This window comes from Thauera sp. K11 (assembly GCF_002354895.1).
Taxonomy (GTDB): Bacteria; Pseudomonadota; Gammaproteobacteria; order Burkholderiales; family Rhodocyclaceae; genus Thauera; species Thauera sinica.
Window position 1 is genome coordinate 1,478,121 of record NZ_CP023439.1, and the last position, 20,759, is coordinate 1,498,879.

At 69.7% G+C, this 20,759-nt stretch carries 18 protein-coding genes; 12 read left to right on the forward strand and 6 right to left on the reverse strand.

All coding sequences use genetic code 11. The features are described from left to right. Window positions 1–113: 113 nt before the first annotated feature. The 3 genes from CCZ27_RS06510 to CCZ27_RS06520 all read right to left on the reverse strand — a co-directional run bounded on the left by CCZ27_RS06510 (window position 114) and on the right by CCZ27_RS06520 (window position 2,295). Entirely contained in the window at window positions 114–656 is a 543-nt protein-coding gene (locus CCZ27_RS06510; RefSeq protein WP_096446629.1) for a TPM domain-containing protein, read from the reverse strand. Next, entirely contained in the window at window positions 656–1,579 is a 924-nt protein-coding gene (locus tag CCZ27_RS06515; protein WP_096446631.1) for a TPM domain-containing protein, read from the reverse strand. Before CCZ27_RS06515 ends, CCZ27_RS06510 begins: the two co-directional genes overlap by 1 nt. Window positions 1,580–1,671: 92 nt before the next feature. Then, on the reverse strand, window positions 1,672–2,295 hold the full coding sequence (locus CCZ27_RS06520; protein ID WP_096446633.1) for a LemA family protein: 624 nt from the start codon (window positions 2,293–2,295) through the stop codon (window positions 1,672–1,674). 202 nt (window positions 2,296–2,497) lie between these two features. On the opposite strand from CCZ27_RS06520, the gene CCZ27_RS06525 reads away from it, so the two are divergent. After that, window positions 2,498–2,842, forward strand: a complete 345-nt coding sequence (locus CCZ27_RS06525) for a DUF2249 domain-containing protein (protein WP_096446635.1) — start codon at window positions 2,498–2,500, stop codon at window positions 2,840–2,842. A gap of 79 nt (window positions 2,843–2,921) precedes the next feature. On the opposite strand, the gene ettA is transcribed toward CCZ27_RS06525, so the two are convergent. Next, window positions 2,922–4,586 (reverse strand): energy-dependent translational throttle protein EttA, encoded by a 1,665-nt coding sequence (gene ettA / locus CCZ27_RS06530; protein ID WP_096446637.1) that lies wholly within the window; start codon window positions 4,584–4,586, stop codon window positions 2,922–2,924. Window positions 4,587–4,689: 103 nt separating this feature from the next. Next, window positions 4,690–5,466, reverse strand: coding sequence for a ferredoxin--NADP reductase (locus tag CCZ27_RS06535; protein ID WP_096446639.1), 777 nt, complete (start codon window positions 5,464–5,466; stop codon window positions 4,690–4,692). 101 nt (window positions 5,467–5,567) lie between these two features. Here CCZ27_RS06535 and CCZ27_RS06540 point away from each other — a divergent pair, with 101 nt between their 5' ends. Next, the gene (locus CCZ27_RS06540) at window positions 5,568–6,494 is read left to right on the forward strand and encodes a LysR family transcriptional regulator (protein WP_096446641.1); all 927 of its coding nucleotides are present in this window, start codon (window positions 5,568–5,570) and stop codon (window positions 6,492–6,494) included. Window positions 6,495–6,568: 74 nt separating this feature from the next. Here the strand turns inward: CCZ27_RS06540 and murJ are convergent, their stop codons facing one another. Then, window positions 6,569–8,107 carry a murein biosynthesis integral membrane protein MurJ gene (gene murJ / locus CCZ27_RS06545; RefSeq protein WP_096446644.1) on the reverse strand — a complete coding sequence of 513 codons (1,539 nt, stop codon included), beginning with the start codon at window positions 8,105–8,107 and terminating at the stop codon, window positions 6,569–6,571. Between the two features lie 324 nt (window positions 8,108–8,431). Between murJ and CCZ27_RS06550 the strand changes: the two genes are divergently transcribed. From CCZ27_RS06550 to CCZ27_RS06595, 10 genes are all read left to right on the forward strand, one after another. Continuing rightward, complete coding sequence (locus CCZ27_RS06550; RefSeq protein WP_096446646.1) at window positions 8,432–8,932, forward strand: sigma-70 family RNA polymerase sigma factor; 501 nt, start codon at window positions 8,432–8,434, stop codon at window positions 8,930–8,932. Window positions 8,933–8,967: 35 nt separating this feature from the next. Further along, window positions 8,968–9,933: a FecR domain-containing protein gene (locus CCZ27_RS06555; RefSeq protein ID WP_096446648.1), complete on the forward strand. Its 966-nt coding sequence runs from the start codon at window positions 8,968–8,970 to the stop codon at window positions 9,931–9,933. A 172-nt stretch (window positions 9,934–10,105) separates the two neighbouring features. Then, complete coding sequence (locus tag CCZ27_RS06560) at window positions 10,106–12,604, forward strand: TonB-dependent receptor (protein WP_198363281.1); 2,499 nt, start codon at window positions 10,106–10,108, stop codon at window positions 12,602–12,604. Between the two features lie 91 nt (window positions 12,605–12,695). Continuing rightward, window positions 12,696–14,297 carry a PepSY-associated TM helix domain-containing protein gene (locus tag CCZ27_RS06565; RefSeq protein ID WP_096446652.1) on the forward strand — a complete coding sequence of 534 codons (1,602 nt, stop codon included), beginning with the start codon at window positions 12,696–12,698 and terminating at the stop codon, window positions 14,295–14,297. Continuing rightward, complete coding sequence (locus CCZ27_RS06570; protein ID WP_096452272.1) at window positions 14,297–14,629, forward strand: iron transporter; 333 nt, start codon at window positions 14,297–14,299, stop codon at window positions 14,627–14,629. Before CCZ27_RS06565 ends, CCZ27_RS06570 begins: the two co-directional genes overlap by 1 nt. After that, the gene (locus tag CCZ27_RS06575) at window positions 14,626–15,468 is read left to right on the forward strand and encodes a DUF3325 domain-containing protein (RefSeq protein ID WP_198363282.1); all 843 of its coding nucleotides are present in this window, start codon (window positions 14,626–14,628) and stop codon (window positions 15,466–15,468) included. The genes CCZ27_RS06570 and CCZ27_RS06575 overlap by 4 nt, the downstream gene beginning before the upstream one ends. After that, window positions 15,465–15,857: a hypothetical protein gene (locus CCZ27_RS06580; protein WP_157748467.1), complete on the forward strand. Its 393-nt coding sequence runs from the start codon at window positions 15,465–15,467 to the stop codon at window positions 15,855–15,857. Before CCZ27_RS06575 ends, CCZ27_RS06580 begins: the two co-directional genes overlap by 4 nt. Before the next feature lie 6 nt (window positions 15,858–15,863). Further along, entirely contained in the window at window positions 15,864–17,066 is a 1,203-nt protein-coding gene (locus CCZ27_RS06585; RefSeq protein WP_232516584.1) for an efflux RND transporter periplasmic adaptor subunit, read from the forward strand. Next, entirely contained in the window at window positions 17,060–19,042 is a 1,983-nt protein-coding gene (locus CCZ27_RS06590; protein WP_096446660.1) for an ABC transporter permease, read from the forward strand. Before CCZ27_RS06585 ends, CCZ27_RS06590 begins: the two co-directional genes overlap by 7 nt. Window positions 19,043–19,044: 2 nt before the next feature. After that, window positions 19,045–20,484, forward strand: a complete 1,440-nt coding sequence (locus tag CCZ27_RS06595) for an efflux transporter outer membrane subunit (RefSeq protein ID WP_198363283.1) — start codon at window positions 19,045–19,047, stop codon at window positions 20,482–20,484. Window positions 20,485–20,759: the final 275 nt, after the last annotated feature.

A 20,759-nucleotide genomic window follows, 5' to 3' on the forward strand; every position in this document is an offset into this window, starting at 1 on the left:
AACAATAGCACAGGGGAAAGCCTGCGCGTTCGCAGGTGGTGCGGGCGCGCAGGGGCGGGTTCCCTGTCTTGGTGCGTCGCGGTGACGCCGCCGGCTGCCGCGCCGGCGATGGATCAGAGGATCACCGGCCGGTCCGGCAACCCGCCGCCGTCCCGTCCGTCCGCCTGCGACGGCCCGCCGTCGCTCGGGAAGCACTGCCGCAGCACGCGGTCCACCGCGTCGATCGCATGCGCCAGGCCGTCTTCGAGACGTCCGCTGCCCAGGCAGGCCGAGATGTCGCGCAGCATGTCCTGCCATCGGGCGGAGTCCGTGTGCGGGACGATGCCGCGGTCGGCGACGATCTCGATGCGGTGCTCGGCCAGCAGCACGTAGATCAGCACGCCGTTGTTGTATTCGGTGTCCCATACGCGCTGCTCGCCGAAGCGTTCCAGCGCCCGTTCGCGGGAGAGCCGGGCGGTGGCTTCCCGGTGGCGGAGGTGGCGCCACAGGTAGCGCAGCGGCAGCGATGCCTCCACGCAGATGCAGATCTCGCCGCTGTGGTGCCGCTCGCTGTCGCGCACGCGCTCGGTCAACCGTTCCAGGGCGCCCGCGCCCAGTGCGCGCCGGGCGTCGCCGTCGTCGAGCCAAAGGTGACGCAGAAGCTGCAGGAATCCCATCACCAGCTCCCCGACGCGCCGCCGCCGCCGAAGCTGCCGCCTCCGCCGCTGCGGAAGCCGCCACCGCCGCGACCGCCGCCGCCGCGGATGACCGGGCCGCCGCGGTACGACCCGCCGCCGCCAAAGCCACCACCGCCGAAGCCGCCGCCGCCTCCGATGCCGAGCACGAGGACGAACACCGCCGCCAGCACGCCGGCAATGCCTGCGAGCAGCAGGCTGCCGGTCAGGATCTCGACCACGAAGCCGGCGGCTCCGCCGGTCGCCAGCGCGCCCAGCTTGCGGCCAAGCACGCCCATCAGGAAGGCGCCGGCCACCGGTACCGCGACGAACAGGAAGGCGCCCAGATCCTCCAGCGAGGTTTGCTGCCCGTCGCGTCGTTCAGCCTCGGGAAGCGGAAGCGCCTCGCCGCGGACGAGGGCCATCAGGGCGTCGACCCCGGCTCCGATGCCGCCGGCGAAGTCGCCCTGGCGGAAGGCGGGCGTGATGATGCGGTCGATGATGCGGAACGCCGCGACGTCGGGCACGGCCCCCTCCAGGGCGCGCGCCACCTCGATGCGGACGCGCCGGTCGTTCTTCGCCACCACCATCAGGATGCCGTCGCCTACCTCGCGCCGGCCGATCTTCCAGGTGTCGGCCACGCGGAAGGCGTAGGCGGCGATGTCTTCCGGGGCGGTGGTGGGAACGAGCAGCACGACGATCTGCGTGCCGCGTTCGCGCTCGAAGGCGGCGAGCCGTTCGTCGAGCGCCTGCACCTGCGCGGGCGTCAGCGTGCCACTGCGCTCCACCACCCGCGCGCTCGGTTCGGGAACGGGCTGCACCGGCTGCGCGATGGCCTGCGCCGGCGCCAGCAGCCACAGCAGCCCGAGCACCGCGATCAGCAGGCCGGCCAGCGCGGCGCCGGGCAGGCGGGCTGCGGTCTTCATCGGCGGGCGGAGCCGGAGAGATGGCGACGGAGCGGCCGGCGGCATGGATCAGGCACCGGCGATGGCCGCAGGGCGACGGGCATGCATGCCGGTCAGCGGTTCTGCGCCGGCGAGGAGCCGAAGTCCACCGTCGGCGGTCGCGAGATCTCGGCCTCGTTGGCAACGGTGAAGCCGGCCTTGGGCGCGTAGCCGAAGACCATCGCGGTGAAATTGGTCGGGAAGCTGCGGGCCAGCACGTTGTACTGCTGTATCGCCTCGATGTACTTGTTGCGCGCGACGGTGATGCGGTTCTCCGTGCCTTCGAGCTGCACCCTGAGTTCCTGGAAAGCCTGGTTGGCCTTCAGATTGGGGTAGTTCTCGGCCACTGCCAGCAGGCGCGACAATGCGCTGCCCAACTGCCCCTGCGCCTGCTGGAAGCGTTCCATCGCCTGCGGGTCGTTCAGCGTCTCGGGTGTGACCTGGATCGCGGTGGCGCGCGAGCGCGCTTCGATGACCCGGGTCAGCGTCTCCTGTTCGAAATTCGCCTCGCCCTTGACGGTGCTCACCAGGTTGGGGATCAGGTCGGCGCGGCGCTGGTACTGGTTGAGCACTTCGGCCCAGGCAGCCTTGCCTTGCTCGTCGAGGCGCTGGAAGTCGTTGTAGCCGCAGCCCGACAGCCCCAGTACGGCGGCGAAGGCGAGCAGCAGGGAAAGTCGGCGCAGCGCGGCGTGCAGCATGATGAACTCCCGGAACTTGGTGAATGCGGGCCTCACTCTAGCAGCATCGCCGGGTATGGTGGCAGCCCGCCTGCCCGCCGATGGGCGCGAGACCGGCCGGCCTTCGATTTCTTGTTCTGGCTCAAGGCTTTCGCCGCCGGCGGCGGACATCATGCATGCCACGCGGCAGCCCGGTGCCGACAACCCAAGGAGAGGAAGAACGATGAGTGAATTGCCCGTCATCAACGAGGCGGTGTTCGGCTTCGACGCCCGCGGCGTCGCCAAGCGTTTCCGCCATGCGGCCATCTTCGGCGCGCTCGAGTCGCTGGACGACGGCGAGACGATGCGTTTCGTGAACGACCACGATCCACTGCCCTTGCTGAACCAGATCCAGCAGCGCTACGGCAACCAGGTGGGGATCAAGTACGTGGCCCGCGAGCCGGGCAACATCGTCATCGATTTCTCGATCCAGCTCGGTGCGCAGGAACAGGCGCCGGCGCAGTACGGCGCCCAGGAGGGCTCGTGCGGCGGTGGCGGCGGAGGCTGCGGCTGCTCGGGCGGACGCTGATCCGCCGGCTGCCGCCGGCGGCCTTCGTGTCGCCGGAATGATGCGCGGCCCCTCGACGGGGCCGCGTCGTTTCCGCCGTTCAGCGCGCGATCGGCCTGTAGCGGATGCGCCTGGGCTTGGCGCCTTCCTCGCCCAGGCGCTTCTTCTTGTCTTCTTCGTATTCCTGGTAGTTGCCGGCGAAGAAGGTCCATTGCGAATCGCCTTCGGCCGCCAGGATGTGGGTGCAGATGCGGTCGAGGAACCAGCGGTCGTGCGAGATGATCATCGCGCAGCCGGCGAATTCCAGCAGCGCATCCTCCAGCGCCCGCAGGGTTTCGACGTCGAGGTCGTTGGACGGTTCGTCCAGCAGCAGCACGTTGCCGCCCTGGATCAGCGTCTTGGCCAGATGCAGCCGGCCGCGCTCGCCGCCCGACAGGTTGCCGACGATCTTCTGCTGGTCGCCGCCCTTGAAGTTGAAGCGGCCGATGTAGGCGCGGCTGGGCATCTCGAAGCGGCCCACCGTCAGCACGTCGGCGCCGTCGGAGATCGCCTCGAACACCGTCTTGTCGTTGGCCAGCCCCTCGCGGCTCTGGTCGACCGCGGCGATCTTCACCGTCGAACCGATCGCCACCTCGCCGGAATCGGGCCTGTCGCGGCCTTCGATCATCTTGAACAGCGTCGACTTGCCGGCACCGTTGGGGCCGATCACGCCGACGATGGCGCCGGGCGGGACGCTGAAGCTGACGTCGTCCATCAGCAGCTTGTCGCCGAAGCCCTTGCTGACGCCGTGGAACTCGATGACCTTGTCGCCGAGGCGCTCGCCGGGCGGGATGAAGATTTCCTGCGTTTCGTTGCGGCGCTGGTATTCGACGCTGGCCATTTCCTCGTAGCGCGCCAGGCGTGCCTTGGACTTGGCCTGGCGCGCCTTCGGGTTGGAGCGCGCCCATTCCAGCTCGGTCTTCATCGCCTTCATGTGGGCGGCTTCCTGCTTGGCTTCCTGCGCCAGGCGGTCGCCCTTCTGTTCCAGCCAGGACGAGTAGTTGCCCTTCCACGGGATGCCGTGGCCGCGGTCCAGTTCCAGGATCCATTCGGCGGCGTTGTCGAGGAAGTAGCGGTCGTGGGTGACGGCCACCACGGTGCCGGGGAAGCGGGTCAGGAACTGCTCCAGCCATTCGACCGATTCGGCGTCGAGGTGGTTGGTGGGCTCGTCCAGCAGCAGCATGTCGGGCTTGGAGAGCAGCAGCTTGCACAGCGCGACACGGCGCTTCTCGCCGCCCGACAGGTTGCCGATCACCGCGTCCCACGGCGGCAGGCGCAGCGCGTCGGCGGCGATCTCCATCTGGTTCTCGATGTCGCTGCCGGCGGCGGCGAGGATGTTCTCGTACTTCGCCTGCTCCTCGGCGAGCTTGTCGAAGTCGGCATCGGGCTCGGCGTAGGCGGCGTAGATCTCCTCGAGCTTGCTGCGCGCCTCGACGATCTCGCCCAGGCCGGCCTCGACCTCTTCCTTCACCGTCTTGGCCGGATCGAGCTCGGGCTCCTGCGGCAGGTAGCCGATGCCCACGCCCGGCTGCCACTGCACCTCGCCGTCGTACTCCTTGTCCACGCCGGCCATGATGCGCAGCACGGTGGACTTGCCCGAGCCGTTCAGGCCGAGCAGGCCGATCTTGGCACCGGGGAAGAAGGAGAGGGAGATGTCCTTGATGATCTGACGCTTGGGCGGAACGATCTTGTTCACGCGCAGCATCGACATTACGTATTGGGCCATGGGTTCCTGCGGATGGGTTGTTCACGCTTGCCGGGGCGGGCCGTTCCGGCCGGAACGGCCCCGGTGCAAGCGCCGGAGTGTACCCCAGGGCCGGCCCGGCCCGTCACTTCTCCACGAAGGCGCGCTCGATCACGTAGTCGCCCGGTTCGCCGATGCGGTGGGAAACGCGGAAGTTGCGGGCGTCGAGCAGCTTGCAGGTGTCGGTGATCATCGCCTGGCTGCCGCAGATCATCACGCGGTCGCGCGCCGGGTGCAGCGGGGCGAGGCCGATGTCGTGGAACAGCTTGCCGGATTCGATGAGGTCGGTGACGCGGCCCATGTTGCGGAAGCGCTCGCGGGTGACGGTCGGGTAGTAGATCAGCTTTTCGCGCACCTGGTCGCCGAAGAACTCGTTGTCCGGCAGTTCGCGGGTGATGAAATCGGAGTAGGCCAGCTCCGACGCCGTGCGCACGCCGTGCACCAGGATGACCTTCTCGAAGCGCTCGTAGGTCTCCGGGTCCTGGATCACGCTCATGAAGGGGGCCAGGCCGGTGCCGGTCGACAGCAGGTACAGGTGCTTGCCAGGGTGCAGGTCGTGCAGCACCAGCGTGCCGGTGGGCTTCTTGCTCACGACGATCTCATCGCCTTCCTGCAGGTGCTGCAGGCGCGAGGTCAGCGGGCCGTCGGGCACCTTGATGCTGAAGAACTCGAGGTGCTCCTCGTAGTTCGGGCTGGCGATGCTGTAGGCGCGGGTCAGCGGCCGGCCTTCCACCTCGAGGCCGATCATCACGAACTGGCCGTTCTCGAAACGCAGGCCCGGATCGCGCGTGGTGCGGAAGGTGAACAGGGATTCGTTCCAGTGATGGACGCTCAGGATACGTTCGGTGCGCAGGTTGCTCATGATGGGTCGAGGCTGGAGGGTGACTGGATGAGGCCGATTCTATTTCGCCATGCATACCGACTTGGTGGATAATTTTTATATCTCTTATCGGTTGGATGGATATGCGATACACCTTGCGGCAGATCGAAGTCTTCGTCGCCATCGCGCGCAACGAGAACGTGTCCCGCGCGGCCGAGGGGCTCAGCCTGTCGCAGTCCGCCACCAGCGCGGCGCTGTCCGAACTCGAGAGCCAGTTCGGCCAGCAGTTGTTCGACCGCCGCGGCAAGCGGCTGCGGCTCAACGAACAGGGGCGCCTGCTGCTGCCGCGCGCCGTCGAACTGCTCGACCGCGCCGAGGAGATCGAGGCGCTGCTGCGCGGCGAGCGCGGGCTGGGCAACCTGCGGGTCGGGGCCACGCTCACCATCGGCAACTACCTGCTGCCGCTGATCGTCGCCGGCTACCTGCAGCGCCATCCGGAAAGCCGCGTGCAACTGCAGGTGCACAACACCACGGCCATCGCCAGCCTGCTGCTGCACTACGAGATCGATCTCGGCCTCATCGAAGGCCAGGTGCGCGACGCCGAACTCGAATCCGAGCCCTGGGTGGAGGACGAACTGGTCGTCTTCTGCGCGCCGGACCATCCGCTCGCCAAGCGCCGCGTCGCCGGCCCCGACGAACTCGCCGCGCAGCCTTGGATACTGCGCGAACAGGGGTCGGGCACGCGGAAGACGTTCAACGAGGCCCTGCGCCACCTGCCGCGGGGGATCACGCCGCGGCTGGAACTCGAGCACACCGAGGCGGTGAAGCGGGCGGTGGAGAGCGGGCTGGGCATAGGCTGCATCTCGCGGCTCGCGCTGCGCGACGCCTTCCGCCGCGGCAGCCTGGTGCCGGTCGAAACGCCGGCGCTGGATCTGCGCCGCAGCTTCAATTTCGTCTGGCACCGCGGCAAGTACCACACCGCCGCGATCCGCCAGTTCCTGCAGGATTGCCGCAGCTTCACCGCCGGCGCACGGCGCAGCGACCAGATCCCGCTACCGCCGGTGCCGTGACCGGCGCCGATCATGTCCGCATGTCCGGCTGCCGCACCCTTGCCGGAGGCCCGGACGCCGTCCGTCGCCGTCCGCTACTCCGCGGCGCGGCGGCGGAAATCGCGCAGCCGGAAACCCAGCGCGAACAGCGTGGCGAAATAGACCGCCGCGCCGGCGACGATGACCGCCGCCAGCCGCAGCCCGCGCTCGAGCCCGCGGATCTCCACCCACTGTGCCTCGGGTCCGCTGCCGAACCACAGCACGGCACCCATCGCCAGCAGCGCGATGGCGAGCCTGGCCCAGAACGCGCCCCATCCCGCCTGCGGCAGATAGATCCGGCGCCGGCGCAGGCCGCGGTACAGCAGCACCGCGTTCAGGCACGAAGCCAGCCCGATCGCGAGCGCGAGCCCGGCATGGCGCAGCGGCGCGATGAAGGCGAGGTTCATCAACTGCGTCGCGGCGAGCGTGATCATCGCGATCTTCACCGGCGTCCGGACGTCCTGCCGGGCATAGAAGCCGGGCGCCAGCACCTTCACCAGGATCAGCCCCGTCAGGCCGACGCTGTACGCGACCAGGGCGCTGCGCGTCTGCATCACGTCGGACGCGGTGAACGCGCCGTAGTTGAAAAGCGTCGCCACCAGCGGCACCGACAGGATGGCGAGGCCGAGCGCGGCCGGCAGCGTCAGCAGCAGCGTGAGCCGCAGGCCCCAGTCGAGCAGCGACGAAAAGGCATCGTGCTGCTCGTCCGCATGCAGTTTGGAAAGGCTGGGCAGCAGGATGGTGCCCAGCGCCGCGCCGAGCAGCCCGGACGGAAACTCCATCAGGCGGTCGGCATAGTAGAGCCACGACACGCTGCCGCTCTCGAGGAAGGACGCGAAGATGGTGTTGATGAGCAGCGAGATCTGGCTCACCGACACTCCCAGGATGGCCGGCGCCATCAGCTTCAGCACGCGCCGCACGCCCGGGTCGGACAGTTTCAGGTCGAAGGCCGGCAGCAGTCCGATCCGTTTCAGGGGCCGCAACTGCAGCGCGACCTGCAGCACGCCGCCGAGGAGCACCGCCCACGCCAGCGCCAGCACCGGCGGGTCGAAATAGGGGACCGCGAACAGCGCCATGCCGATGAAGGACAGGTTCAGCAGTACCGGCGTGAACGCCGGAATGGCGAAGCGGCTCCAGGTGTTCAGCACGCCGCCGGCCAGTGCCACCAGCGCCATGAAGAAGATGTAGGGGAAGGTGATGCGGGTGAGCGCCACGGTGAGTTCGAACTTGCCCGCATCCCCGGCGAAGCCCGGCGCCGACACGTAGATGATGGCCGGCGCGGCCAGCGCGCCGAGGGCGGCCACCGCCGCCACGACGAGGCCGAGCAGCGTGGCGACCCGGTTCACGAGGGTGTGCGTCGCCTCCGGCCCCTGGCGGTTCTTGTATTCGGCCAGGATGGGGACGAAGGCCTGCGAGAACGCGCCCTCGGCAAACATCCGCCGCAACAGGTTGGGCAGGCGGAAGGCGACGAAGAAGGCGTCGGTCGCCATGCCCGCACCGAAGGCGCGCGCGATGACGAAGTCGCGGACGAAGCCGAGGATGCGGGACAGCAGGGTCATGCCGCTCACGGTGGCGAGGGCGCGCAGCAGGTTCATGCGGGACGGGGCGGAGCGATGCCGCGTGAGGAAAGCGCGCATCATAGCCGTCCGGCGTGCCGGACCGGAAATCGCCTCGATCGGCCCGGCCTCATGCGCGGGGCCTGCGGAAGAAACCGGCACGATGCCGGGGGTGAATTGCCCGATCACCTGGACGGCGGATCTCTGCCGGCGGATGCGGCCGAGCCGACGAGGTAGGCAAGGCGAAGCGGACAGGGCCAGGCCGGCGTGACTCCCGAATACCACCATCCTTATATATAATGCGAACAATTCTCGTTTATAGCGGGCGTTCAGAGCACGCCCGACCGCCGACAGGAGTGCGTCGTGTCTGCCGAAGCCGCCATCCAGCAGCAAGTCCATGCGTGGTACAGCGATCATCACGGATGGCTGCAGGGATGGCTGCGCCGGAAACTGGGCGACGCGCAGCATGCGGCCGATCTGGCGCACGATACCTTTCTGCGTGTCATCGCCGGCCGGCGGGAGTCGCTCGGAGAGGAGCCGAGGGCGCTGCTGACGCACATTGCCAGGGGGCTGGTCATCGACCACTGGCGGCGCCAGGAGGTGGAGCGGGCCTACCTCGAAGCCGTCGCCCATCTTCCTGAGCCCGAAGCGCCTTCGCCGGAATCGCGCCTGCTCATCATCGAGGCGCTGCTCCGCATCGATGCCATGCTCGCCAGCCTGTCCGGCCGCACGCGTGAGATCTTCCTGCTGGCGCAGCTCGACGGCCTGACGCTGCAGCAGATCGCCGAGCGCACGCAGATGCCGGTGATCACCGTGCGCAGGCACATCCACAAGGCGCTGGTGGCCTGCATGGCCATCGCCTGACGAGACCCGCGGCCCTTCCCCCGCGCTGATCCGCCATGCCGTCGCCCGTATCTCCCGATACCGCTTTGCTCGAGGAGGCCGCCAACTGGGCGATGGCATTCCGGTACGGCACGCCGACCGAGTCCGAGCGCCAGGCTTTCGACCGCTGGCGGCGGCAGAGCCTTTCGCACGATGCAGCCTGGGCGCGCGCCGAGGCGGTTTTCCATGCCTTCGACCAGGTGCCGGCCGGTGCCGGCAGGGAGGCGCTCCATTCTCTGGGGCACGGCAGCGGCCGGCGGCGCAGCTTGCGCTTGCTGGGTGCGCTGCTGGTGGCGGCGCCCGCCGGCTGGCTGGCCTGGCGCCAGTCGCCGTGGCGGGAATGGACTGCCGACGTGGCGACCGCAACCGGCGAGCGCAGGACGCTGGCCCTGCCCGACGGCTCGCGCCTCGTGCTCAACACGGCCAGTGCGGTGGACATCTTCTTCAGCGCCGCCGAGCGCCGCATCCGCCTGCTGGCCGGCGAGATCCTCGTCACCACGCATGCCGATCCTGCTCCAGCCTACCGGCCCTTCCTCGTCGACACCCCGCACGGGGCCGTGCGTGCGCTGGGTACGCGCTTCAGTGTGCGCCACCTGGACAGGGAAACCTGCCGCGTCGCCGTTTTCCAGGACAAGGTGGAGATACGTCCGCTGGGCGGGGATGCCCGCATCCTGCGCGCCGGTGAACAGGCGGATTTCGGCACCAGGGAGGTGCGGCAGCCGGTGGAGGTCGAGGCCAGTACCGCGCTGTGGGAGCAGGGCATGCTGCTCGCCAGGAACATGCGTCTCGCGGACGTGATCGCCGAGATGGCGCGGCATCGCCCGGGCGTGTTGCGCTGTGATCCCGCCGTGGCCGACCTGCGCGTGTCCGGCGCCATCTCGCTGGCCGACACCGATGCCGGGCTTGCGCTGCTGGTGCGCACCCTGCCGCTGCGCATCGAGCGCAACACCCGCTACTGGGTGACGGTCGCCCCCCGCGCTTGAGCCGGCGGGCAGCGGGCGTCGGCCTTCTTGCCGGCCGATCCGGTGCCGGCAAGAAAACGTCGTGGGAGTGATCACTTTTTCCGGCTCGTCCGGTGTACGGGGAAATGCGATGCCCTTGCAGGCGCATCGCCAGCCTTTTCTCCATACACAGCACAAGAAAGGACGAATCGACATGAAGAGCCAGCACATGGGCCGCTTTGCGGGAATCCGCGCATCCAGGATCGCGGCGCCCCCCGCGGCCATCCGGGCCGCCATCGAGGCGATGGCGATGAGCGCGGCGCTGGGCATCATCGTGGCATCGCCGGCCGTCGCCGCCGAACCGGCCGCTGCCATGGTGCAGCGTCAGTACGCGATCGGTGCGGGCGAACTGGGCGACGTGCTGGCGCAGTACGCCGCCACCGCGGGCGTGCAACTGGTATTCGATCCCGCCGCGCTGGCCGGCCGGCGTAGTCCGGGCCTGCAAGGCCGCTACGGTGTCCGCGAGGGCTTCGAGCAACTGCTGCGTGGCAGCGGCTACCAACTCGTGAAGCAGGGCAACGACGCCTATTCACTGCACAAGGCGCCGGCGGCTCCGGTGCCTGCCGCCGCGGCGGAACCCCGGGTGGCGCAGTTGGCGGAAGTCCGCGTCACGGCCAGCGGCGAAGCCGCCGGCGAACTGCCCAGGCCCTACGCCGGCGGCAAGGTGGCGCGTGGCGGCAGGGTGGGTATGCTCGGCAACAAGGATGTCATGGACACCCCGTTCAGCCAGACCAGCTATACCGCCGAGTTCATCGCCGACCGGCAGGCGCGCACGCTGTCCGACGTGATGTCCAGCGATCCGTCGGTCGCCATCGACAATCCGAGTGCGAGCGGCTGGGAGGCCACGGTGATTCGCGGTTTTTCCACCGGCGACGGAACGAGTTCGGTGTCGCTGAATGGCCTGTACGGCATCCTGCCGGCGGACGCCACGGGCATCGGCATGGCCGAGCGCGTCGAGGTGCTCAAGGGGCCGAGCGCGCTGCTCAACGGCATGCCGACGGCCGACGCGGTCGGCGGCACCGTCAATCTCGTCAGCAAGCGCGCGCCGTACGAACCCCTCGCGCAGATCACCGTCAGCCATGCGTCGCGGTCCCAGCCGGGCGTGTCCGCCGACATCGGGCGCCGCTTCGGGGAAGACAGAGCATTCGGCGTGCGCTTCAACGGCACCTGGCGCGATGGCGGGCTGTCGGTCGACCCCACCAAGGAAAAAATGGTCTCCGGCGTGCTGGGGCTCGATTACCAGGGTGAAGGCGTGCGCCTGTCGGCCGACTTCGGGCATCAGGAACGCGATCTCTCGAGCGCGAACCGCCCCCTGTTCCTGGGAGCGGGGGTACGGATTCCGAAACTCCCGCGCAACGACGAGAGCTATCTGCCGCCCTGGACCATCTGGAACGGCGGCAGCACGTTCGGCATGGTGCAGGCGGAATGGGACATCGCCGAAGGCATCACCGCCTACGCGGCCTATGGCATGCGCAAGACCGACGGCAAGGAAGTCCTGTTCATCAACCCCGTCCTGCTCGATGCCGAGGGCGACTGGGAAGCCACGCCGTCGCGCTCCGCTTCGGCCAGCCAGACGCGGTCGGCGACGGCAGGCCTGAGGTTCGCGGCGGATACCGGCCCGGTGCGCCATGCCATCGCGGTCAATGCCGCCCGGATCACCGAAGACGCGGACTATGCGCAGCTCTGGGGCAGCGACTTCGAATTCACCTCCAATCTCTACCACCCGGTGCATGTGCCGGAGCCTGCGCTGGTCGTCGGCGACCTGCGTCCGTCCAGCGTGGCGAAGCGCTCCAGCTTCGGCATCGCCGACACGCTGTCGATGTTCGGCGACCGTCTGCAGATCACGGTGGGCACGCGGCGCCAGTCGGTGTCGTCGAAGAACATCAGCATTGCGACGGGCGCGGTCACGTCGAGCTACGAGAGCCATGTCTGGAGCCCGGCGGTCGGGGTGATCGTCAAGCCGCGGGACGGCGTGTCGATCTACGCCAACTACATCGAGGGGCTGCGGCCGGGCACCGTGGTGGGGGAGACCTATGCCAATGCCGGCCAGATCTTCCCGCCCTATCGGTCCAAGCAATACGAGGCCGGGGTGAAGGTCGACTGGAGCGGCAACCTGATCACCACCGTGAGCGCTTTCCAGATCGCCCAGCCAAACACGGTGACGATCCCCGGCGTACCGCTGCCTGCGCTGGCACTCAACGGCGAGCAGCGCAACCGCGGGCTCGAGTTCAGCATGTTCGGCCAGCCCTGGAACGGCGTGCGCCTGACCGGCGGGCTGATGGTCATCGATGCCGAACTGCGCAAGACGGAGGGCGGCGCCGACGACGGGAACCAGGCGCCGGCCGTGCCCAAATGGCAGGCCACGCTGGGCGGCGAATGGGACACCGGCCTGGTGCCGGGGCTCACCCTCACGGCGCGCGTCAAGCATTCGGAAATGGCCTATATCGACACCGCCAACGCACGCAGCGTACCGTCGTGGACCCTGCTGGACGTCGGCGCCCGGTACCGGTTCACCTCGCTGTGGAACGAGCCCGCGGTCCTGCGGCTGACCATCGAGAACGCCCTGGACAAGAACTTCTGGATCTCGCGGACCTACGGCGTGTACCAGTCGACGCCGCGCACCGTCCTGCTGTCCGCCACCTTCGACTTCTGAGGCGGCCCATGAGATCCGACGACGTGCGCGCTCCGATGCGCGAGCGGGGCCGCGTTCACGCGCCCTGCGGCGGTCCCAGCAGGGAGGCGGCATGAACGGCACCTTCCGCCAGAGCATGTCCTGGCTGCACACATGGTCCGGACTGGTGGCCGGGTGGCTGCTGTTCTTCGTGTTCGTGACCGGGTCGGCCACCTACTTCAAGGACGACATCACCCGCTGGATGAAGCCGGAGATGCCGCTGCCGGTCCATGCGCAGCATCCGCCGGCCACGATGATGGCGGAACTGGCGCTGGACTACCTGGGGCGGCAGCCGGAGGCTGCCCACACCTGGGAAATCCTGCTGCCGGCGGACGGGCGGCGCGTGGGCTGCGGCCCCGGATGCGGCCGGCCGCTGCGGGACTATCCGTCCGAACTGACCGTGTCGTGGGCCGGCAACACCGAGCGGCTGGACAGCACGACCGGCCGGCCGCTGCCGCCGCTGCCGGCCACGCGTGACACCGAGGGGGGCGATCTCCTCGACGAAATGCACTACAGCCTGCACTACATGAGCGAGGAAACCGGCAGGATCATCGTCGCCATCGGCACGATGGTGGCCTTCCTGGCCATCCTGACGGGCATCGTCGTCCACAAGAAGATCTTCAAGGACTTCTTCACCTTCCGCCCGGGCAAGGGGCAGCGCTCGTGGCTGGACGCGCACAACGTGTTCGGGGTGATGGCGCTGCCGTTCTTCCTGATGATCACCTACAGCGGCATGGTGGAAATCGGCTACATGCCCGCGCCGCTGCTGCAGGCGCCCGCCATCGTGCGGGCACCGGCCGGCGAGCATGCGCCCGTGCTGCGCCCGGCCATCCCCATGGCGGCCGTCATCGCCCGCTCGGAGGCGGTGCTGGGGGTCGGGGAGATCGGCGAGATCGAACTCAGCCATCCGCAAGGCCAGGAACCGCGCATCACCGTGTCCAGGCGCTGGGGCACCGAATACCCCTTCGCCGGCAGGGAGGGCAGTTTCCTGAGCTTCAGCGCGGTGACCGGCGAGCCGCTGGACGTCGAATACACCTTCGGCCAGCCCCTGCCGCACAAGGCGCTGTGGTGGCTGGTCGGCGCGCACTTCGCCTGGTTCGCGGGCGCGGGCTTGCGCTGGCTGTTCTTCTGCTGCGGCCTGCTGGGCTGCGCAATGATCGCCACCGGGCAGGTGCTGTGGACGGTGAAGCGCCGCGAACGGCACGAGCGGCACGGCGGGAACCCCATCGGCCTGCGCCTCGTGGAGCGGATGAACGTGGGCGTGCTCGTCGGCCTGCCGGTCGGCGTGGCGGCTTATTTCTGGGCCAACCGCCTGTTGCCGCCGGGGCTGGATGGCCGCGCCGGCTGGGAAGCGCACTGCCTGTTCCTGACCTGGGGCTGGGTTCTGCTCTACGCCGCGCTGCGCCCCGTCCGCCGGGCCTGGGTCGAGACCGCGGGGCTCGCGGCCGCGGCCTTCGGCGCCGTCCCGCTGCTGAACCTCGTCACCACCGACAGGCACCTGGGCGTGACCATCGCACATGGCGACTGGGCCCTGGCGGGCGTGGACCTGTCCATGATGGCACTGGCGGCGTTGTTCGGCGCCATTGCCTGGAAGCTGCGGCGCCGATGGGCCGCCGGCGGCGAGCCCGGGGAAGCCGCGCCGGGCCGGCGCGACGCCGTCGCGGAGGTGGGCTGATGAGTTCGCATACCCCCTCCCTGCGCCGTACGGATTCCGTTTCCTACCGGCTGAGCGTGGCTTCGAGGGTGCTGGCCGCGGTGATCGGCGGCTATGCGCTGGCGGCGGCCATCGAACTGCTGCTCGTCCTGACCCTGCCGTTCCCGCAGGAGCCGCCCTTTCCGCAGGCAGCGCAAGCGGCACGCCTGCTGATCCATGCCATCCACGCCGCCATCCTGCTGTGGGTCTTCCATACCCGCAGCGCGACGCGGGCCTGGGCATGGCTCACCGGCTGGACGCTGGTCGTCTATGCCGCGTGCTGGATGCTGATCCGGCAAGGAGGTGCGGCATGATGCCCCTGCAACCGTTCTGGTGGGATCTGGCCGTCTTCCTGCTCTGTTTCGCCGGTTTTGCCCTGCTGGCCCTGGCCAGCGAGCGGGAGGGCAAGGCGCTGCTGCGCCGCGCGCCGTCGGCCGCGCAGAGATTGGCCTTCCGCCTGATGGGCTGGCCGCTGCTGGCAGCCGCTCTGGCGGTGTGCGTGCTCGGCTGGCGCGGCAACTTCGGCGCGGTGGTGTGGTTCGGCTGGCTGACGGTGGCGGCGCTGGCCGTCGTATTCGGCATCGCGTACCGGCCGTGGCGGCCGGCCCCGCGCGAGCCTGCGTCCCGCCTGGAGAGGGGGCGGGACGCAGAGCGGACGCCCGCCGCCACGCCCTGCTGGCAACGCTGCCGGCGGGGCGTGGCGGCGGCCGGGCTGCTCGTGATCCCGGCCGGCTTCGGCTGGGCCCTGTACCAGGCGCCGGTGCATCCGCTGCTGCGCGCCGATGCGGTGCAGGGCCGGATCGGGCCGTGGGCCTTCACACTGGTGGAGGAAGAGCAGGCAGCACCCGAGGACACGCCCGCCGGCGTGCCCGTCAAGCATCTGATGCTGCGCTTCTGCGATGCCTGCGAGGGCGGCATCCGGGCAGCCTACGTCCAGTTGCGCGAGCCGCGTTCGAGCCGCTCGAAGGGGGTTCGCTTCATGGGCGAGCGCCGGCAGCGCGAAGCGGTGCTCGCCATTCCGACGGCCGTCACGCCGAAAGACCAACTCTGGTTGACCGTCGTCGGCAAGGACGGGCGGACCCACCGGGCGGCGCTGGAGGTATCCCGCGTTTCGCCCGCCACCGCCCGGTTCATTCAGGAGCGCACCAGATGAAACACATGAACAGTCTCTGGACGGATGCCGGTGTCCGGGCGGTGCTGGCGGGCATGGTGGTCTTCGCGGGCGCGGGGGAGGCGCTGTCGCATGCGCCCGATCATTCGAACGTCCCGCTGTTGCGGTGCTGGAACGATGGCGATGCCGTGGTGTGCGAAAGCAGGTGGTCGATGGGTTCCGCGTTGCCGAATGCGTCGCTGGACGTCCTCGGCCGCGGTGGCGAAGTGTTGTCGTCCGTGCGGACGGATGCCAGCGGCCGGGCGCGCTTCGCACGGCCGGAAGGCGAGTTCGGCGTGCTGATGTACGGAGTGGGCATCGACGGTCAGACGGTGGACGTCGACCGCCGCGACATCGACGCCACGCCGCCGCCCGCGCGGCCAGGCTCCTGAAACCGCATGCGCCGTCCGTACATGCCCATGCCTTCGATCCGCCCCGGGCTGTTCGCCGCCGCCGGTACGGCCTGCCTGCTGTCTTCGCTCCTGTGGTGGGGGTTCTTCCGCACCGTGGAAACCGTCGAGACCGAGCCGGTGCGCCGCGCCAGCATCGAGAACGCGGTGACGGCCCTCGGCGTGCTGCAGCCGCAGCGCTACGTGGACGTCGGTGCCCAGGTGTCGGGCCAGATCCGGCACATCGCCGTCAAGGCCGGCGATGGGGTCGCCAAGGGCGATCTGCTGCTGGAGATCGATCCGGCCGTGCAGCAGGCCACGGTACAGGCCAACCGTGCCACGCTGGCAAGCCTGCGTGCGCAACTGGCCGAGCAGGAAGCCCAGCGCGACCTGGCGCGCCAGCAGGCCGACCGCCAGCAGCAGATGGCGGCCGAAGGTGCTACGCGGCTGGAAGACGTGCAGACCGCGCAGGCCAACCTGCGCATCGCCCGGGCCCGCATCGACAGCCTGCGCGCCCAGATCGACGGCGCGAGGTCCACACTGCAGGGCAACGAGGCGCTGCTGGGCTACACACGCATCTACGCACCCATCGCCGGCACGGTGGTGACCCTGGATGCGCGCGAGGGCCAGACGCTGAACGCCACCTACCAGACGCCCAACGTCATGCGCATCGCCGACCTGTCGCGCATGACGGTCTGGGCCGAGGTGTCGGAGGCCGACGTGGGCCGCATCCGTCCCGGCATGCCGGTCTACTTCACCACGCTGGGCCTGCAGGATGCGGCCGGCCGGCCGCGCCGCTGGCCGGGCCGGCTGCGCCAGGTGCTGCCGGCGCCGCCTGCTGCGCAGGGTGCCGCGGCCCAACCGGGCACGCAGAACGCCGCGCCTGCCGGCAAGGTGGTGCTCTACACCGCGCTGTTCGACGTGGACAACGCCGACGGCGCGCTGATGCCGCAGATGAGCGCGCAGGTGTTCTTCATCGCGGCTGCCGCGAATGACGTGCTGGTAGCACCGCTGGCAGCCTTGTCGCCGCTGGCGGGCGACGCCGAGCGCTTCACTGCCCGGGTGCTGACGGGCGATGCGCTGCAGTCGCGCGAGGTGCGCATCGGCGTGCGCGACCGGCTGTCGGGCGAAGTGCTGGACGGCCTGGACGAAGGCGAGCGGATCGTCACCGCCGTCAGGCATGAACGGGCGTCGCGGAGGCTGCGGTGGTAGCTGCGCGCCCGGCCGCGGGCCAACCGCTGATCGAACTGCGCAACATCCGCAAGTCCTATGGGGGCACCGGCGGCGAACCGAGCGTGGAGATCCTGCACGGCATCGACCTCGACATCCGGGCGGGGGAATTCGTCGCCATCGTCGGCGCCTCGGGCTCGGGCAAGTCCACGCTGATGCACATACTGGGTTGCCTGGATCGGCCTGGCAGCGGTAGCTACCGCTTTGCGGGGCAGGACATCTCGTCCCTCGGCGCAGACGAACTGGCCTGGCTGCGGCGCGAGGCATTCGGTTTCGTGTTCCAGGGCTACCACCTCATCCGCACGCTGGACGCCTGCCACAACGTGCAGGTGCCGGCGGTGTATGCCGGCATGCCGGCTCCCGAGCGGCAAGGCCGCGCGCAGGCCCTGCTCGCCCGGCTGGGGTTGGGAGAACGGACGGGCCACAGGCCCGGCCAGCTCTCCGGCGGGCAGCAGCAGCGGGTGTCCATCGCCCGTGCGCTGATGAACGGCGGCCATGTGATCCTGGCCGACGAACCGACCGGGGCGCTGGACAGCCACAGCGGCGCCGAAGTGATGGCGCTGCTGCGCGAACTGGCCGATGCGGGCCACACGGTGATCCTGATCACCCACGATCCGCAGGTGGCCGCCCAGGCGCGGCGCGTGGTGCGCATCAGCGACGGAGACATCGTCGGGGATGGCGGGCAGGACCGCTCCGGGGTAAGCCCCGAGCCGGCAGCGCCCGAATGCGATGCCCGGCACTTCATGGCCGGCATGGCCCGGGGCGCGGCACATGGCGCCTCGTGGTTCGCCGACGTGAAGGAGACCCTGGGCAGCGCGTGGCGCACCCTGTGGGTCAGCCGCTTCCGCACGTTGCTGACGCTGCTGGGCATCGTCATCGGCGTGGCTTCGGTGATCGTGCTGATGGCGGTGGGTCAGGGTGCCAGCGAGCAGACGCTGGCGCAGATGGCCGCCTTCGGCAACACACACCGCATGTCCATCCGCCCGGGCACCGACAACGCGCGCGGCCTGCGCGGGCTGCTCACCGAAGCGGACGTGCGGCTGGTGAGCGAGGTGCCCAACGTGGACATCGCCATGCCGTTCCTGACCGGCAGCGTGATGCTGCGCGCCGGCGGCACCGATCTCTACACCCTGGTCTGGTCCATGGGCCATGAAGGTCTGCGGCTGTTCAACTGGCAACTGGCGCGCGGCGTGTTCTTCAGTGAGGAGGACGAGCGCCAACTGGCGACCGTGGTGGTGCTGGGCAAGCTGGCACGCGAGCGGCTGTTCCCGGATGGCGATGCGATCGGCCGCTACGTGCTGCTTGACAACGTGCCTTTCCGCGTGATCGGCGAACTGGCGGAAACGGGCGAGGACGACGGCGACAACATCGCCGCGATCCCATTCGCCACGGCCAGCCGCCGGGTGCTGGGCACGCCGTACCCCGGGCTGATCCAGGTGAAGGTGGTCGATCCGGCCAGGATCGACCGGACGGTGGCCGATGTGACGGCGGTGCTGGAAGAAGCGCATCGGGTGCGCGACTTCAACATCGCCAACAACCCGGCCCATGCCCGCGCACAGAATGAAGCCGCCCGCCAGCAGAGCCTGTTGCTGGCGCTGATTGCCGGCATCTCGCTGGTGGTGGGCGGAATCGGGATCATGAACATCATGCTGATGGCGGTGAAGGAGCGCACGCGCGAGATCGGCATCCGCATGGCCACGGGCGCGCGCCAGCGCGACATCCGGCGCCAGTTCCTGACCGAAGCGGTGATGGTGTCGCTGGTGGGCGGCGTGGCGGGCATGGCGATCGGGCTGGTGATCGGCGTGGGGCTGATCTATTGGGCGGTGCCCGTGGTCTTCTCGATCCGGGCCATGCTGCTTGCCTTCGGCTGCGCGGTGGCCACCGGCCTGGTGTTCGGCTTCATGCCGGCGCGCCAGGCCGCGCGGCTGGACCCGGTGGTGGCGCTGGCGGGGGAGTGAGGATGATGTCGTGCGACGCGCGCCAGATCCTGCCGCGCCTGATCCCGCTTGCCGCCGCACTGCTGGTGGGGTGTGCCGCGCAAGCGCCGGTTGCCCGCCCGCCCGGGCCCGAATTGCCCGCGAAGTGGCGGCACGACGCACAGTCGGCACCGCCGGCGGCGAAGGAACCTACCCGTGGCTGGTGGCGGACCTTCGGCAGCGGCGAACTCGATGCGCTGATCCGGACCGCGCAGGCACGCAGCCATGACGTGGCCGTCGCCGCGGCGCGCGTGCGGCAGGCCGAGGCAGACGCGCGCATGGCCGGCGCCGCGCTGCTGCCCATCGTGACTGCAGAGGCGCAGGCTCGCCGCGAAGGCCGTCTGGGAGGCAATGCCGGCATCGACGGCAAGCGCCATGGGGCAGGGGTGTCCGCAAGCTACGAGCCGGATTTCCACGGGAGGTATCGCGCCGGCCGCGACAGCGCACGGGCCATCCTGCAGGCTACGGCCTTCGAGCGGGACGAGGTCATGCTCACCGTGACGACAGGCGTGGCTCGCGCCTGGCTGGAGGCCGTGGCGCTGCGCGAGCGCATCGATATCGGCGAGCGGAATCTGCATGACGCCGAGCGTCTGCTCGCCCTGGTCGAATCGCGTGCCCGGGCAGGTGCGGCGACACCACTGGAACTGGCCCGCCAACGCGGGCTGGCGGCCGGTCAGCGGCGCGCATTGCTGGCCTTGCGCCAGCAGTCCGAGGATGCGCAGACGGCGGTAGGTGTGCTGCTGGGGCAGGCCGGCGGCATCGAGATCCGCACAGGCTCGTTGTCATCGCTGTCCGCGCCCCCTGTCCATGCGGGCCTGCCGTCCGAACTGCTCTCCCGCAGGCCCGACATCGCGCGGGCCGAAGCCCGGCTGGCAGCGGCCGATGCCGACGTGGCGGCGGCGCGCGCCGCCATGCTGCCGAGCCTGACGCTCGTCGCCGACCTCGGTTCCGGCGGCAACCGGCTGCGCCGCCTCTTCGACAATCCGGCATATGCCCTGGCGGCGGGCTTGGCCGCGCCGATCTTCGATGGCGGCCGGCTCGCCGCCGGGCGCGATCTGGCGCTCGCGCGGCGGGAAGAACTGCTGGCGGCCTATCGCCAGGCTATCGTCGCCGCCTTTGCGGAGGCGGAGGTCGCGCTCGATGCCGCCGCCCGGCTCGACGGGCAGATTGCCGCCCAGGCCGAAGTGCTGGCCGAGGCGCAGCAGGCGCTGGCGCTGGCCGAGAGCCGCTACCGCGCCGGCGCCGAGGCCCTGCTGGGCCTGCTCGATGCGCAGCGCACGGTGCATGCGGCGCAGGACGAGGCGGTGCAGCTCAGACAGGGGCGACTGCAGGCGGCGGTCGATCTGTTCAAGGCATTCGGCGGTGGCTGGCGGATCGAGTCCGGCCACGGCGGCACAGAAGCCACATCGTCGCCGGCCTCGTGAAGGACTCCGGCTTGCGGTCGCCGGACGAGGACGGGAGGCGATGTCGCGGTCCCTGCGGAACGCGCCCGAGCCTGGACGGATGCTGCGCCGCTGCAAGTCCGGCAAAAACTATCCACGCGCGGTGAAGTGCTCGAATTTCCCATGGACGGCCGGTTTTCGCGGGCGCCGCAGGCGCGGCGAGGTCAAGGGCACTCCCGGATGCGGCGGCTCTCAATGTATAATGCGAACAATTCTCGTTTGCAACATGCGTTTCGAGTGCGCCCAACCGTTGACAG

Bases quoted from the DNA above. Each gene is read 5' to 3' on its own strand.
- ettA (WP_096446637.1), bottom strand. From the start codon at position 4,586: ATGGCCCAATACGTAATGTCGATGCTGCGCGTGAACAAGATCGTTCCG.
- CCZ27_RS06565 (WP_096446652.1), top strand. From the start codon at position 12,696: ATGAACGGCACCTTCCGCCAGAGCATGTCCTGGCTGCACACATGGTCC.
- CCZ27_RS06525 (WP_096446635.1), top strand. From the start codon at position 2,498: ATGAGTGAATTGCCCGTCATCAACGAGGCGGTGTTCGGCTTCGACGCC.
- CCZ27_RS06520 (WP_096446633.1), bottom strand. From the start codon at position 2,295: ATGCTGCACGCCGCGCTGCGCCGACTTTCCCTGCTGCTCGCCTTCGCC.
- CCZ27_RS06515 (WP_096446631.1), bottom strand. From the start codon at position 1,579: ATGAAGACCGCAGCCCGCCTGCCCGGCGCCGCGCTGGCCGGCCTGCTG.
- CCZ27_RS06535 (WP_096446639.1), bottom strand. From the start codon at position 5,466: ATGAGCAACCTGCGCACCGAACGTATCCTGAGCGTCCATCACTGGAAC.
- CCZ27_RS06540 (WP_096446641.1), top strand. From the start codon at position 5,568: ATGCGATACACCTTGCGGCAGATCGAAGTCTTCGTCGCCATCGCGCGC.
- CCZ27_RS06510 (WP_096446629.1), bottom strand. From the start codon at position 656: ATGGGATTCCTGCAGCTTCTGCGTCACCTTTGGCTCGACGACGGCGAC.
- CCZ27_RS06560 (WP_198363281.1), top strand. From the start codon at position 10,106: ATGAAGAGCCAGCACATGGGCCGCTTTGCGGGAATCCGCGCATCCAGG.
- CCZ27_RS06555 (WP_096446648.1), top strand. From the start codon at position 8,968: ATGCCGTCGCCCGTATCTCCCGATACCGCTTTGCTCGAGGAGGCCGCC.
- CCZ27_RS06580 (WP_157748467.1), top strand. From the start codon at position 15,465: ATGAAACACATGAACAGTCTCTGGACGGATGCCGGTGTCCGGGCGGTG.
- CCZ27_RS06570 (WP_096452272.1), top strand. From the start codon at position 14,297: ATGAGTTCGCATACCCCCTCCCTGCGCCGTACGGATTCCGTTTCCTAC.
- murJ (WP_096446644.1), bottom strand. From the start codon at position 8,107: ATGAACCTGCTGCGCGCCCTCGCCACCGTGAGCGGCATGACCCTGCTG.
- CCZ27_RS06595 (WP_198363283.1), top strand. From the start codon at position 19,045: ATGATGTCGTGCGACGCGCGCCAGATCCTGCCGCGCCTGATCCCGCTT.
- CCZ27_RS06585 (WP_232516584.1), top strand. From the start codon at position 15,864: ATGCGCCGTCCGTACATGCCCATGCCTTCGATCCGCCCCGGGCTGTTC.
- CCZ27_RS06575 (WP_198363282.1), top strand. From the start codon at position 14,626: ATGATGCCCCTGCAACCGTTCTGGTGGGATCTGGCCGTCTTCCTGCTC.